Genomic DNA, 12,959 nt, shown 5'->3' with positions numbered 1-12,959 from the left:
ATGCAAACAGTTGATGTGGTAGTCATAGGAGCCGGCCCGGCCGGAACGGTAGCCGCTTCGTACTTAAAGAAAAAAGGCTACGATGTCACAATCCTTGAAAAAGAGAAGTTCCCCCGATTTCAAATAGGCGAAAGCCTGCTTCCTTGCTGTATGGAGCATCTCGACGAGTCGGGGCTGCTTGATGCGGTGAGCGAGCGGCATTTTCAAAAGAAAACAGGCGCCGCATTCATGCGCGGAGAAAAGCGCTGCGAGTTCTTTTTTTCCGAACAATTTACAAAAGGCTGGACCTGGACCTGGCAAGTAAAGCGCGCCGACTTCGACAGCACGCTGGCCGAAGCAACCCGCGCGAAAGGTGTAGACGTGAATTTTGAATGCGAGGTACTCAACGTAGAATGCAGCGCAGACAAGCAGGTATTGGACTACAAGGATGCGGAAGGCAACTTACATACGATCCAATGCAGGTTTATCATCGATTCGAGTGGATACGGACGGGTTTTGCCACGTTTGTTCGACCTGAGCAAACCTTCGGCTTTCACGCCGCGAGGAGCTATTTTCTCGCATTTGGAAGACAAAAACCGGTCTGAAAAGGCGAGTAACAACATTTTTGTCCATTCATTTGATAACAATAAGTCGTGGATCTGGGCGATTCCATTCTCCGACGGATCTACTTCGGTGGGGATTGTGAGCGACAAAGAAAAGGTAATGGAGCTTGCAGAAAACGGCGGAGAGAAGTACAAAGATTTCATCCGCAACTTCGAAGACCTGAAAGGAAGGTTTCAGGATTCCGATTTCAAATTTGAACCGCGCCACATATTAGGCTACTCCGTCGGGGTGAAATCGATGTTTGGTGAAGGTTTTGTGCTTTCAGGAAATAGTACCGAGTTTCTGGACCCGATATTTTCATCCGGCGTCACATTTGCAACTGCCTCAGGATTGCTCTCAGCGAAAATGACTGACCGGCATTTACAAGGCGAAAAAGTAGACTGGAAAAATGACTACGAGCGTGTGGTACAAAAAGGTATTGATGTTTTCAGAAGCTATGTAACAGGCTGGTATAGCGGCGATTTTCAAACCATTGTATTTGCCAGTGAAATTGAAGACGATATCAAACACCAGATCTGCTCCGTGTTGGCAGGTTACGTGTGGGACCAGTCTAATCCATTTGTCAAAAAACACGACACGATCCTTCCCACGTTGGCGAAGGTGATCAGAATGAAGGAAAGAGCTGCGGGACTAGCTAGCACCTAGCAGGATCAACCCGTGTTGTAAACCTTTAAATTGGTTGTAGATCAAGATATTGCGGGGCTCCTTTTCTTCTGAGAAAGCATATTTGCATTGGTCGGGAAGCTTCTTCCCGGCCAACATTTGTACACCAAGCCAGGTTGCAAAGGCAGACGCGGTCGGATAATCGCCTACAAAGTTTTTGTAAGAATAACAATTACTCTTGCTGAACAACTTTTCGCGCATGCTGGTATAAAGATAGTCCGTGCGACTGTCTCCGCTAATTCCAATAAACAGCGAATCGATATCTTCGGGTGTTAATCCGTTTTTTGCTAAAAAAGATTGAATGCGATCGTGTAGCCCACTTTCAGGAAGGTAGCTGGTTTGGTCGACATCAACGATCCGGGCCACACTTTCAGCAGATTTTTTCTCTTCTATCACAAACATCACTGCGCCCTCCCCATTCACCGAGCCCGGTGTATTGGAAGTGAATAATTCATCAGACGTAAAATCTCCTTTTTTAAAAGAGCCGCCCAGCGAGTCAATATTGTGATTATAATCGGATATTTCCTCGACCGTACCTACCAGCAACCTTTCCGCCCTCCCCTCTTGTAAAAGCATCCAGGCATCGAGCAATGCAGCTTCAAATGCCAGACCATTGTGGACGTGCGTGGTATTGTAGCCCGTGATTTTGCTCATGAGCGCCAGGTTACCTGCTACTGCATTGGGGGTACTTTGTACAAAATTTGTTGGGGTAAGTGTCCCTTCATTGTAATCGACGATCTGGTTGAGGAATTTGAGACAGTCTTCCAGTCCGCCATTTGCAGTTCCCAGAATAATCCCGTCAACCGGCGTTTCCCTGATCAAAGGCAGCCCTGCTCCCACACCCATTCTGATCGCTTTTCCCATTCTCCGGAGTAGTCCGGCTGGTATCAGATCGTTGTATTCGGGTTCAATCGCCTGATATCGGATACCCTTGTAAGTTGCTACATTGCCTTCCAGAAAAGCATTATCGAAAGTGCGTTGAGGTGAAATGCAGGCTGATTGCTTAATGTACATTCTAAAAATAACGATGTTGCTGACTGCACTAAGCTAGCTGTGCACCGGCGATAAATTTTTGTATCAAGGCGGCATATTCTGCCAGCTCTTTTTTCTCTTGCTCCTCTGTCCACCCCAATTCCCGTGCCATCAGGCCGGCGACAACCGGCAGCACGTTTAATGTTTCTTTCCAATCGGTAATTTCCAGTCTGATGCGCCTTGCGAGGAAGTCGCGGGGCGTTATCGCCATTTCATTCCTCACTGCATAAACAACCTCTGCCTTCAGGTAAGGGTATTCCGGGCTAAGTTTACCAAAAAGCGCCGCATTGTCCCGTGCAATCGACGCTACCTGATCTGCACGGCTCCCGTATTTAGAAACAAGGTGCCTGGATACTTCCTCAGATAGGGCATAATCTGCTGCTAACTTCTTCCAGGAATTCGTATCAAAACCCGCTCCGCCTGCCAGAACATGTGTATCCGTTGTACAAGGTTTTTTTTGCGAGAAAATAGCATCTGCCTCGTCGATAGTGTCTTTCGCCATTAACCGGTAAGTGGTCCATTTACCACCCAGCAGACTCAGCAAGCCTGTTTTCTCATCCAGTTCAATTTCATGATCACGAACGAGACTCTTGGTGGATTTCTCCGGATCAGCTGAGAGCAGCGGTCGTAAACCGCCAAATCCTGCCCGCAGCTCATCCAGCTGTATCGGCCGGGCGAGATAAGGGTTTAATGTGTCGGCCAGGTATTGTTTTTCATTTTCGTTCAGTATCGGCTCTTCCGACACCCTGCTGTACTCTGTGTCGGTGGTGCCGATCATCGTAGCGCCTTCAAACGGGATTGCAAAAACAACGCGCCCGTCGGAGGTTTTCGGAATCAGCATTGCATACTCACTGTTCAGGGTTTTGGCAGGCAGTACTATGTGCACTCCCTTACTCGGTCGGAGCCTCTCCGGCAGTGCAGGATTAGCCAGCAACCTGATATGATCCGCAAACGGGCCCGTGCAATTAATAACCAGTTTTGCTTTGATGGCATACTTATTCCCCGACCTGGTATCAACTGCATTCACAGTATTGATCTTACCTGTGCCGCTTTTTACAAATCCGTCTACTTCCATATAATTAGCCACAGCTGCACCCTTCTCGGAAGCAGACTGCACAATGGCGAGGCAGTAACGCGCATCGTCCAGCTGGCCATCATAATAGAGCACGCCGCTGTGCAGCTTCCTGGGGTCGAGTGTGGGGATTTTTGCCAAAACCTCTTTTTTACTTAGCCACTTGCTTTTCGGAAGTGTATCATTGGTTGCGAATGCATCATAAAGCTGCAAGCCGATTTTAAAATACAAACCTTCAAACCAGGAACTTACGGGCGTCATCAATGCGAGCGGACGTGCCAGGTGCGGGGCGTTTTTCAGCACAATATGTCGCTCTTCCAGTCCGTGACGAACTTGTTTGAGCTGTGCAAAGTCCAGTTTTTTGAATGCTTGTTCCAGGTAACGCACACCACCGTGGATCAATTTGGTGGAGCGGGATGAAGTTTCGGAAGCGAAATCCTTTTTGTCTATCAATGCAACCTTATAGCCCCGTAATACTGCATCAAGCGCACAACCTGCGCCACTTGCCCCTGCTCCGATGATGCAAATATCAAACTCTTCATTCTTAAATCTTTCAAGCGAATCAGGACGGTTCATTGAGCAGGGGTAACAGGGTCGGTGCTGGTAGTGGTGATTGCAAAAGTACGAAGTTGAGGCTTAAAACAAATGCAGCCGCCATTTGATCTGGCAATGCAGTTGGTATAATAATTGCTCGTGAAATTAGAATAAGGTTAGAGACATCTCTCTGCATTAATCGTTACTCACTTATAAACTCAAAAACATGGGCCTATTTTCATTTCTCAAAGGATCAGGAGAAAAGGTATTTAAAAAGGAAGATGCTGCTGCTCCCGCCACGGAAGTTGAACCGCTGCGCGCAAGTGCATTACTCGGTCACGTTAAATCGCTTGGACTTTCTTATAAAAGTCTGACTGTAAAAACCTCCGGTGACACTGTGACTTTGGAAGGGGAAGTAGCAAACCAGGAAGATGCCGAGAAAATCGCGTTGGCAGTGGGCAATGTGGAGGGAGTTCAGGTAGTAGATAACCGCCTGAAAGTAGCAACACCGGCTCCTGAGGCTTCTTACCACACTGTTGAAAAAGGCGATACGCTCTCAAAAATCGCACAGAAAGCTTACGGCGACATGATGAAATACCCCATCATATTCGAAGCCAACAAACCAATGCTGACTCACCCAGATAAGATATATCCCGGACAAGTGTTGAGGATTCCGGCAGTTTAGGAACTTCGGCAGTTTAGGAACATCGGCGGTTTAGGAACATCGGCTTTCGGCAATCGGCTTTCGGCTTTCTGGCTTACCGCTAAAAAAGGTCTTTTAGCTGATAGCTAATAATGATGTCTCAGTCGAAGAAAAAAGTGCCGATTGCCGACAGCTGACGGCCGAAGTAATAAAATACAAAAAGGCAGCCCTCAAAGCTGCCTTTTTGTATTTTACCTTAAAGCTCAACCTAGTCTTCCGCTGCAATTACATTCAACGCGACTTTGTGTTTTACTTCTTTATGAAGATCGATAGTTGCAGAATATGTACCGATTGACTTTACATCGTCAACAGTGATTTTCTTACGGTCGATATCAAATCCTTTTGCTTTCAGGATATCTGCAACCTGCGTATTGGTAACACGGCCGAAAATACGTCCGCTTTCCCCTACTACAGTTTTAATGTCAATTGTCATATCGCCAATTGCCGATGCGATATCTTCTGCATCTTTTTTCAATTTCTCTGCCTTGTGAGCAGCCTGACGTACGTTTTCCGTAACGATTTTGCGGTTAGACGTATTAGCCAGCAGCGCAAATCCCTGAGGAATAAGGTAATTACGACCGTAACCTGCTTTCACAGTCACGATATCGTTCTTATAACCTACTCCTGCTATATCAGTTAAAAGTATGATTTCCATTGTTTGTAGCTCTTTACTGTATTATTTCAATTGGTCAGCAACAAATGGCAGAAGGGCCAAGTGGCGTGCTCTTTTAATAGCCTGGGATACTTTGCGCTGATATTTCAGGCTTGTTCCTGTCAAACGACGTGGCAAAATTTTACCTTGTTCGTTTACAAGTTTCAACAAAAAGTCAGGATTCTTGTAGTCGATATATTTGATACCAGCTTTTTTGAAGCGGCAATATTTCTTACGGTTAATGTTCTTTTCAACCGGTTCGTTAACTAGTGACATAGCTTATGCGTTTTCGGTTTTAGATTCAGTAGATTCTTCTCTCTTTTTACCTACCAGTCCTTTGCGTTTTTTCTCGTTGTAAGCAATTGAGTGCTTATCAAGGACGATAGTCATAAAGCGCAGGATACGCTCGTCACGACGGAATTCTGTTTCCAAAACATCCACCACGTTTCCTTCATTTGCAGTGTACTCCACTACGTGATAGAAACCTGAGTTTTTCTTTTGGATGGGGTAGGCCAGCTTGCGCAATCCCCAGTTCTCTTCATGTACAATCGACGCTCCGTTAGAGGTAAGGATTGTAGTGAATTTTTCAACGGCGTCCTTTGCCTGGGCCTCAGACAAAATGGGAGTTAGAATGAACACCGTTTCATACTGTTTAGACATACGGTAATTTGTTAGTATTTATAAAAGTAAAAACCCTCACTTTGGTTTGAAGCCAAAATGAGGGTGCAAAAATAGGGTTTGTAAACTGAAATTCCAAACCTTGCAAGTGATCAACTGTAAGTTACAGACCGGATCTTACTTCACAGTGAAATCGCCCTGACCTATTTTGAAGCCTTCGCTGTAAAGCTCGATCGCGTATTTCCCATCTTTCAATGGAATTCCGCCTCGCCCGTAGAAGATATCGACCGACTGGTTGGTGTTATTAAAGGATACTACCTGGGAAGAACTATATATCAACTCTTTCCCATTATGCATAAATGAACCGGAGCCTGTCGCCATATCGGAAAGTACAGCCCCATCAGGATCGAGAATGCGGAGATAAATCTCCTTTTCATTCTGTTTTGCAATCGGATTTTCGGCCAGCTTGAAGTTAATGCGCAGCTTGTCAATGCGTTTTGCCTTATATTTTCCACCTTCCCGTTCTTTTCCTTTTGCCGAAACTGCATTCACCGTAAGTGCCTCAGCTTTCAATGCCGACGCCAGGTTTACTTTCTCGCTCAACTCCCTGTTCTGCGTAGAATAGTTGATAACCGAGTCAGCAAGCTGCTGTTTTTCACTTTCCAAGCCGGTGAGCTGTTGGCTGAGCTGCTCATTCTTGTTATTGGCAATGCCCAATTCCTGCCGCAGCCGGGCGATTTCACCCTCTTTTTCAAGCAGAACCGACTCGTAACCCCTGATCTTCTTGTTATAGTTTGAAGCGGAGTAAGTACTTGCATTTCTAAGCTCCTGCTTGTCTTTTTCAAGCTGCGCCTTCAAAGCAACCAGCGAGTCAACACTGCCGCCAAGCTTCTGGATCTCTGCAATTTTCACATCCAGCTCCGCGGAAATGGAATCCAGCTTTGTTTTAATCGATAATACCTCTTCCGTTTTGGCAGTGATTATTTCATCCTTCGCCTGGTTTTCCTGTTTTTCGTGGTAAATGAAATAAACGAGCACTAAATTGAGGATCAGCAATACGGCCAGAGCGGCCCATAAAAGTGTCTTTCTGTCTTGCTTTTGTTCCTGGTTATAGTCCATACAGAAGGTTTAATTTTGAATTTAGTTGGTAAAAGAAATATGTTTTTTTCAATTTTGAAATATGTCCACATCTTATTTCTGGCTGCAAACTTTCAATCTGTACCTTTAATACATTAATATTCAAAAATTTAGCTTCTGCCCATGCCTTCAATTGCTGATAACATTGCCCGTATTGAAAAAGGATTAAAACAGGAAAACGGTTCCGCAGCCAAGCTGATCGCAGTCACAAAAACCAAGCCTGAAGCACTCCTGCTGGAAGCTTACGAGGCTGGCAGTAAAAGGTTTGGCGAGAACAAGGTGCAGGAGATGGCAGGCAAATATGAGGCGCTTCCAAAAGATATTGAATGGCACATGATCGGGCATTTACAGAGTAACAAGGTAAAATACATGGCCCCATTTGTTTCGCTGATCCATTCGATAGATAGTTTTAAATTATTGAAGGAAGTAAATAAAGAAGCAGCCAAAAACAACCGCGTTATTGATTGTCTGCTCCAAATCTTCATAGCCAGCGAGGAAACAAAGTTTGGATTGTCGCCCGAAGAAGCTGAGGAAATCCTGACCGCACCTGAACTGACTTCTCTGCAAAACATCCGCATTGCAGGATTAATGGGAATGGCGTCAAATACTGACAACGAAGAAGTAATAAGAACGGAATTCCGGGGCCTTAAAAATCTGTTTGAATCATTTAAAAAATTTAACAATGAACAGATTCAAATGCGCGAGCTTTCCATGGGAATGAGCGGCGACTACCTGATCGCAGTGGAAGAGGGAAGCACGCTGGTGCGTGTGGGCAGTGCCATTTTCGGCTCACGCTAACCTGCTTTCGGCTGATGTTTTGTTGAGCACTTCCTGCACTTTACCTTTTACGAACTCAAAGGTAAGATCGCAGCAGGGAAGCTCCGGCTGCCGCACGAGTACCACGTTTTCGCCGCTGCCGTACTTACCTGAATAAGGATTATAGTTCAAAAAGTTGTTCAAAGCGCCCATCAGGATCATCCCGAATGTACCTGATGCATTGGCCAGATGGGAAGGTCCGCTGTCGAGCCCAATGAAAAATTCCGCCCGCCGGATTACCTCTGCCGTTTCCAGAATAGACAATTGACCGCAAAGGCTGCGGTATGCCTTTGTTTTGACTGTCAAGCTGCTCGCCATTCCAACCTCGACGATCTGATAGTCGTAGTTTTCTGCCAGCCAGTTGACAAGCATATCCCAACGCTCCGACGGCCAGTCTTTGGGTTTGTAGTTAGATTGGCAATGCAAAACAATATACCGGCTGGCCAGACCCAAACTATCGACCTTGCTTCTGTGCTTGTCCTGCAAATAGAGACGCGGCTGATCATCAGCCGGAAAAGTCGCTCCTGGCGGAATTAAGTCACCTGTTTGCGCAAAAACTTCCAGCAGGTTACCGTAGTCAAAATAGTTGAAGATTGTAATATCCCTTCGCACTGCAACCGGATTGTCGACGAAAACCTGACATTTGGGACAATGGTTATTATTGCTGAATTGCAGCTCAATCACCTGGTCAAACACATTGCCCGCCAGCAAAGTCTGCCGCTGGGTTACGCAAAATTCAGGAAAAACCTCATCGATCTGCGGGTTCACAGCAACAAGCTCCTGAAATACGGGTTTTACAAACCAAACAATGTATGCATCAGGATGCAGAGAGCGCACATAGCGGGATATGGGCTCTGCAGCAATGATATCGCCGAAGTGTTCCGTGCGGATGATCGCGATCAGCTGCTGGCCAGGTTTTAACTTCCTCTTAACTGACTGAAAATGCCCCCTTGCCTGGTAGCCTTTCAGACGGGCTTCAAAAATGTGAAAGTATTTGTGATAGCGGTGTGTCCAGAGCTGGATAAAGCGTTCTAACGTCATTTGAGTAGCTTGTAAGCGATCCACGGATTTGGGTAAAACCGCGTTTTCCTGAGCTGCAATATAAATAAAATTGAAATAAACCGTTGGTTGCACTTTCGTCACCGGTTAACTTTACCCCTTTCATTATATCCCATTTCTATGAAATTCATGATACAGGCAGGTGGTATCCTGGGGGCTTTGGCAGTGGCGCTCGGCGCCTTCGGAGCTCATGCTTTAAAAGGAATGCTGGAAGCTTCCGGCCGGGCCGATACTTTTGAAACTGCCGTCAAATACCAGTTTTATCACGCCATTGCAATGGTACTGGTCGGCCTGCTCATGCAGCGCGCAGGCACCGATGCAATCAAGCTGCTCGGCTGGTCAGGCAATGCATTCGCAATCGGCGTAATCATTTTTTCAGGCTCTCTGTACGCGATCTGTTTCACAGGAATCACCAAGTTCGGCGCTACAGCCCCAATCGGCGGCCTCGCATTAATCGCCGGATGGGTGTTGTTGATCCTGGCGGCGGGGAAGTTGTAGGGGAATTTTGAATGACTGAATGATTGAATGAGTGAATGAGTGATTTTTGAATGGATGAATTTTGAATGATTAATATTTAATAATTACAATCCTTGATGATGATGGGGATTATCGAATTTTAGTGTTTGTGGTTAAGATGGGAATAGTTAACCCCCTAATTCACTAATTCACTCACTCAATAATTCATTATTCACTCATTCACTAACTCAAAATTCACTCATTCAATAACTCACTCATTCACTAACTGCAAATTCAATCATTCAAAATTAAACCCCTAACCCCTCGACAACGTAAACGGCCTCTGCGCGTCGATCTTTAAGAAAATAAACAACAAGATCGAGAATGACCATAGTGAGGAACCTCCGTAGCTGAAAAATGGCAGGGGTATTCCAATTACAGGCATTAGCCCGATTGTCATTCCCACGTTAATCAGGAAGTGAAAGAATATGATACCGGCGACGCAGTAACCGTACACTCTCGCAAAACGACTGCGTTGCCGCTCTGCCAATACCACGAGCCTGGAAATCAGGCAGACGAACAAAAAGACTACGACGGCAGTACCTACAAAACCGTGCTCCTCTCCTACTGTACAGAAAATGAAGTCGGTGCTTTGTTCAGGGACAAAGTCGAACTTTGTCTGGGTTCCCTGCAAAAATCCTTTACCTGTAAAACCACCCGAACCAATCGCGATTTTTGACTGGATCACATTCCAGCCGATACCGCGCGGGTCAGAGTCGGGGTCGAGCAGTACCATAATCCGTCCCCGCTGGTGTTTTTGCAGTACATTGTTCATAAAGAAATCCACTCCAAAAACGATCCCGATCATCACCAATGCGACTACAATGGTAAACCACAGTCCGCCCCGGCGCCTGGTCATCACCGGCATCAGCCAGATCACCAAACCCGCTATGACGACAATTGCAGCGGCAATATACCATTTCACAAAAAGCAATGTAATGATCAGCAGAGCCGCCATCACCATCCCGATCGCCGGAATAAAGCCTGGCATTCCTTCGCGGTAAAGCACGATCGCGAATGAAGCAAAAACCAGCATTGAGCCCGTTTCATTCGATAACAGGATCAGGAATGCAGGTAATGCGATTATCCCCATGATCGGGTAGTAATCTTTCAGTTTCCGGGTAAGACTGATCGCCGGGTCGCTGAGGTACTTCGAGATAGCTAGGCTGACTGCAAGCTTGGAAAATTCGGCGGGCTGCAATGAAAATGCCCCGATCTTGATCCAGGAGCGTGAGCCGTTAATATTAGAACCTGCAAAGAGCACCAGTATCAACAAAACGATAACAACCGCGTAGATAATGAAGGAGAAGGTCTCGTAAAATTTGTAATCAATTACCAAAATACAGATGATCAGCAAAGCGGCAGTACCGATCCACATCAGCTGTTTTCCCGCATTGTTTGACAAATCGAACATGCTGGTCCTGACTTCCGGATTATAGACAGCCGCATAGATATTCACCCAGCCGATCAGCAGGCACGCAATGTAAATCAGGACTACCATCCAGTCTACATTCTTGGTGATGGGTTTATTCTCAGGCATGTGTCAGGTATTTGAATATGTGAATCCCTTTCAGGAGAAATTTAAGGGTTAACTGCCACGGGCTTAGTTTGGGCAGAAGGTTTTTCAGGCGCTGGCTTTTTCTTGGTGGTATCCACCGGAACCGGCTTTTTCTGACCGGGCAGTATCACTTTGCTCATGAAATCTGCTTTGAGCATTCGCTCTTCCAGGGCCTTGTTGGTCACTTTTCTTGTCAGGTATTTTTCAATAACAAGGTTAGCGATCGGCGCAGCAGCGGATCCACCGGCTCCTGCATATTCCACAAAAACAGCGATTGCGATCTTGGGGTCATCTACCGGAGCGAATGCAATGAAAATAGAACTATCGTCGCCGCGCTTGTTTTGGGAAGTACCCGTTTTACCCGCAATGGTGATACCCTCCACGCGTGAGCGCCGCGCGGTACCACCTTCCACCGCTCCGACCATTCCTTCAATGACAGGATCAAAGTTGTGCGGATCGACACCGCTATCGTGGCGGACAAGGTATTCAGGTTTTACATACTTTTTATCGCCAATGCCGTGAATTACGTGAGGAGTGTAGAAGTAGCCCCTGTTTGCTATAATCGCTGCCACATTCGCCATTTTCAAAGGAGTAATGAGTAATTCGCCTTCGCCGATACTCAAAGAATAAATGTTTGAGAACTTCCACCGGTACTCGCCGTAGAAACGGTCATAGTACTTTTTATTGGGCAGGTTTCCCTTGTATTCGCTAGGAAGGTCAATCCCCAGGCGCTGACCGATCCCAAACTTGCTGATCGCATCGTGCCAGGCATCGAGCCCGACTGCCGAGGCGCGAAACGTATTTGATATATTGTTCTTGTAAATCAGCCTGCGGAATACATTGTAGAAATAAGGGTTGCACGAATGCATTACACCAAGAGCCACAGTACCGGTAGCCGGGTGATTATGACAACCCATCGGGCAATTTGCATGCGTAAACCCACTTCCCGGCGTGATCACGCCTTCCTGCAAACCGATCAGTGCCTGGATCAGCTTGAAAGTCGATCCCGGGCGGTAGCTTGCCATAACCGGTCTGTTAAAAAGCGGTTTATACGGATTTCGCGCCAGTGCGGCGAAGTTTTTGGAAAAATACCTGCTTGCCAGGATGTTGGGATCGTAAGTTGGTGCGGATACCATAGCGATGATCTGACCTGTTTTTGGTTCAATAGCCACTACGCTGCCTACTTTGTTGACCATCAAACTATCAGCATATTGTTGTACTTCAAGGTCAATCCCGGTATGAAGATTCTCTCCTGCCACGGCCATGGTGTCCAGCTCCCCGTTTTTCCACGGACCTTTGTACACACCATTCACATTCTGCATGACGAACTTGGTCCCTCGTTTGCCGCGTAGCTCATTTTCATAAATCTTCTCAATCCCGCTCTGCCCAATGTAGTCGCTCTGCCGATAGTAAGGCTCCTCCTGCTTTTCCAGCTGAGATTTGGTGATCTCACTTACATAGCCAAGTGTATTTGCCAGCGTAGGCGCAGTGTAGGTTCTTAATGAGCTTTTGGCAAATTCAAATCCCGCATAATCAACCATAACGTCCTGAATAGACGCAAAGTCCTCCTTGGAAAGCTGCCTGAGAAAGAGCGACGGCTTCACGCGGCTGTACGCACTTGCTGCCGCCATTAAGCTATCAAAATCGCGCCTTTCAATGCCTAAAACCTGACAAAAACGCAATGTATCCTCCACTCTGGCTTTGGCAGGGGTTACCAGCAAGTCGTAAACGGGGGTATTGTACACGATCAGCTTTCCGTAACGGTCATAAATCTGGCCACGAAAGGGAATTTCAATTACTCTTTTGATGGAATTGCTCGACGATTCGATGGAGTAACTTTCGTCAAGGACTTGTAGGTAGAAGAGCCGCAATAAGTATATTAAACCTACTAATGAGAAAAATCCAATAATTACAAATCGACGATTTTCAAGCATTCTGCACTATAAATTCCGGTTCTCTAATTTCACACGAAGTTCGTCATATCATCACACATATC

Annotated in this window: 13 protein-coding genes; 4 read left to right on the top strand and 9 right to left on the bottom strand. The window is 46.3% G+C overall.

What is annotated here, in order from left to right:
- Window positions 1–1,248: an NAD(P)/FAD-dependent oxidoreductase gene (locus Q369_RS0123125; RefSeq protein WP_031530098.1), complete on the top strand. Its 1,248-nt coding sequence runs from the start codon at window positions 1–3 to the stop codon at window positions 1,246–1,248.
- Here Q369_RS0123125 and Q369_RS0123120 read toward each other — a convergent pair.
- Together Q369_RS0123120 and Q369_RS0123115 are read right to left on the bottom strand one after the other, a co-directional pair.
- Complete coding sequence (locus tag Q369_RS0123120) at window positions 1,234–2,280, bottom strand: beta-ketoacyl synthase chain length factor (RefSeq protein ID WP_031530097.1); 1,047 nt, start codon at window positions 2,278–2,280, stop codon at window positions 1,234–1,236. The two genes, Q369_RS0123125 and Q369_RS0123120, sit on opposite strands and share 15 nt — an antisense overlap.
- 28 nt (window positions 2,281–2,308) lie before the next feature.
- Window positions 2,309–3,946 carry a glycerol-3-phosphate dehydrogenase/oxidase gene (locus tag Q369_RS0123115; RefSeq protein ID WP_031530096.1) on the bottom strand — a complete coding sequence of 546 codons (1,638 nt, stop codon included), beginning with the start codon at window positions 3,944–3,946 and terminating at the stop codon, window positions 2,309–2,311.
- Between the two features lie 184 nt (window positions 3,947–4,130).
- Here Q369_RS0123115 and lysM point away from each other — a divergent pair, with 184 nt between their 5' ends.
- On the top strand, window positions 4,131–4,589 hold the full coding sequence (gene lysM, locus Q369_RS0123110; protein ID WP_031530095.1) for a peptidoglycan-binding protein LysM: 459 nt from the start codon (window positions 4,131–4,133) through the stop codon (window positions 4,587–4,589).
- 226 nt (window positions 4,590–4,815) lie between these two features.
- Here the strand turns inward: lysM and rplI are convergent, their stop codons facing one another.
- The 4 genes from rplI to Q369_RS0123090 all read right to left on the bottom strand — a co-directional run bounded on the left by rplI (window position 4,816) and on the right by Q369_RS0123090 (window position 6,996).
- Window positions 4,816–5,262: a 50S ribosomal protein L9 gene (gene rplI, locus Q369_RS0123105; protein WP_031530094.1), complete on the bottom strand. Its 447-nt coding sequence runs from the start codon at window positions 5,260–5,262 to the stop codon at window positions 4,816–4,818.
- A gap of 21 nt (window positions 5,263–5,283) precedes the next feature.
- Window positions 5,284–5,535 carry a 30S ribosomal protein S18 gene (gene rpsR / locus Q369_RS0123100; RefSeq protein WP_015811483.1) on the bottom strand — a complete coding sequence of 84 codons (252 nt, stop codon included), beginning with the start codon at window positions 5,533–5,535 and terminating at the stop codon, window positions 5,284–5,286.
- Window positions 5,536–5,538: 3 nt separating this feature from the next.
- Entirely contained in the window at window positions 5,539–5,919 is a 381-nt protein-coding gene (rpsF, locus tag Q369_RS0123095; RefSeq protein WP_031530093.1) for a 30S ribosomal protein S6, read from the bottom strand.
- A gap of 135 nt (window positions 5,920–6,054) precedes the next feature.
- Window positions 6,055–6,996, bottom strand: coding sequence for a DUF8428 domain-containing protein (locus Q369_RS0123090; RefSeq protein WP_031530092.1), 942 nt, complete (start codon window positions 6,994–6,996; stop codon window positions 6,055–6,057).
- A 141-nt stretch (window positions 6,997–7,137) separates the two neighbouring features.
- On the opposite strand from Q369_RS0123090, the gene Q369_RS0123085 reads away from it, so the two are divergent.
- Window positions 7,138–7,812 (top strand): YggS family pyridoxal phosphate-dependent enzyme, encoded by a 675-nt coding sequence (locus Q369_RS0123085; RefSeq protein ID WP_031530091.1) that lies wholly within the window; start codon window positions 7,138–7,140, stop codon window positions 7,810–7,812.
- Here Q369_RS0123085 and Q369_RS0123080 read toward each other — a convergent pair.
- Entirely contained in the window at window positions 7,804–8,871 is a 1,068-nt protein-coding gene (locus tag Q369_RS0123080; RefSeq protein ID WP_031530090.1) for a glycosyltransferase family 9 protein, read from the bottom strand. The two genes, Q369_RS0123085 and Q369_RS0123080, sit on opposite strands and share 9 nt — an antisense overlap.
- Window positions 8,872–9,009: 138 nt before the next feature.
- Here Q369_RS0123080 and Q369_RS0123075 point away from each other — a divergent pair, with 138 nt between their 5' ends.
- Window positions 9,010–9,387 carry a DUF423 domain-containing protein gene (locus Q369_RS0123075; protein ID WP_031530089.1) on the top strand — a complete coding sequence of 126 codons (378 nt, stop codon included), beginning with the start codon at window positions 9,010–9,012 and terminating at the stop codon, window positions 9,385–9,387.
- 274 nt (window positions 9,388–9,661) lie between these two features.
- Here the strand turns inward: Q369_RS0123075 and rodA are convergent, their stop codons facing one another.
- Window positions 9,662–10,945, bottom strand: coding sequence for a rod shape-determining protein RodA (gene rodA, locus Q369_RS0123070; protein WP_031530088.1), 1,284 nt, complete (start codon window positions 10,943–10,945; stop codon window positions 9,662–9,664).
- A 41-nt stretch (window positions 10,946–10,986) separates the two neighbouring features.
- Window positions 10,987–12,897 (bottom strand): penicillin-binding protein 2, encoded by a 1,911-nt coding sequence (gene mrdA / locus Q369_RS0123065; protein WP_031530087.1) that lies wholly within the window; start codon window positions 12,895–12,897, stop codon window positions 10,987–10,989.
- Window positions 12,898–12,959 lie beyond the last annotated feature (62 nt).

The organism is Dyadobacter crusticola DSM 16708, assembly GCF_000701505.1.
GTDB lineage: Bacteria > Bacteroidota > Bacteroidia > Cytophagales > Spirosomataceae > Dyadobacter > Dyadobacter crusticola.
This window is presented reverse-complemented; position numbering and strand designations above follow the sequence as displayed.

Excerpts from the sequence above, each read along its gene's own strand:
- rodA (WP_031530088.1), bottom strand. The coding sequence starts at position 10,945 with ATGCCTGAGAATAAACCCATCACCAAGAATGTAGACTGGATGGTAGTC.
- Q369_RS0123075 (WP_031530089.1), top strand. The coding sequence starts at position 9,010 with ATGAAATTCATGATACAGGCAGGTGGTATCCTGGGGGCTTTGGCAGTG.
- Q369_RS0123080 (WP_031530090.1), bottom strand. The coding sequence starts at position 8,871 with ATGACGTTAGAACGCTTTATCCAGCTCTGGACACACCGCTATCACAAA.
- rpsF (WP_031530093.1), bottom strand. The coding sequence starts at position 5,919 with ATGTCTAAACAGTATGAAACGGTGTTCATTCTAACTCCCATTTTGTCT.
- Q369_RS0123115 (WP_031530096.1), bottom strand. The coding sequence starts at position 3,946 with ATGAACCGTCCTGATTCGCTTGAAAGATTTAAGAATGAAGAGTTTGAT.
- Q369_RS0123090 (WP_031530092.1), bottom strand. The coding sequence starts at position 6,996 with ATGGACTATAACCAGGAACAAAAGCAAGACAGAAAGACACTTTTATGG.
- Q369_RS0123125 (WP_031530098.1), top strand. The coding sequence starts at position 1 with ATGCAAACAGTTGATGTGGTAGTCATAGGAGCCGGCCCGGCCGGAACG.
- lysM (WP_031530095.1), top strand. The coding sequence starts at position 4,131 with ATGGGCCTATTTTCATTTCTCAAAGGATCAGGAGAAAAGGTATTTAAA.
- rplI (WP_031530094.1), bottom strand. The coding sequence starts at position 5,262 with ATGGAAATCATACTTTTAACTGATATAGCAGGAGTAGGTTATAAGAAC.
- Q369_RS0123120 (WP_031530097.1), bottom strand. The coding sequence starts at position 2,280 with ATGTACATTAAGCAATCAGCCTGCATTTCACCTCAACGCACTTTCGAT.
- rpsR (WP_015811483.1), bottom strand. The coding sequence starts at position 5,535 with ATGTCACTAGTTAACGAACCGGTTGAAAAGAACATTAACCGTAAGAAA.
- mrdA (WP_031530087.1), bottom strand. The coding sequence starts at position 12,897 with ATGCTTGAAAATCGTCGATTTGTAATTATTGGATTTTTCTCATTAGTA.
- Q369_RS0123085 (WP_031530091.1), top strand. The coding sequence starts at position 7,138 with ATGCCTTCAATTGCTGATAACATTGCCCGTATTGAAAAAGGATTAAAA.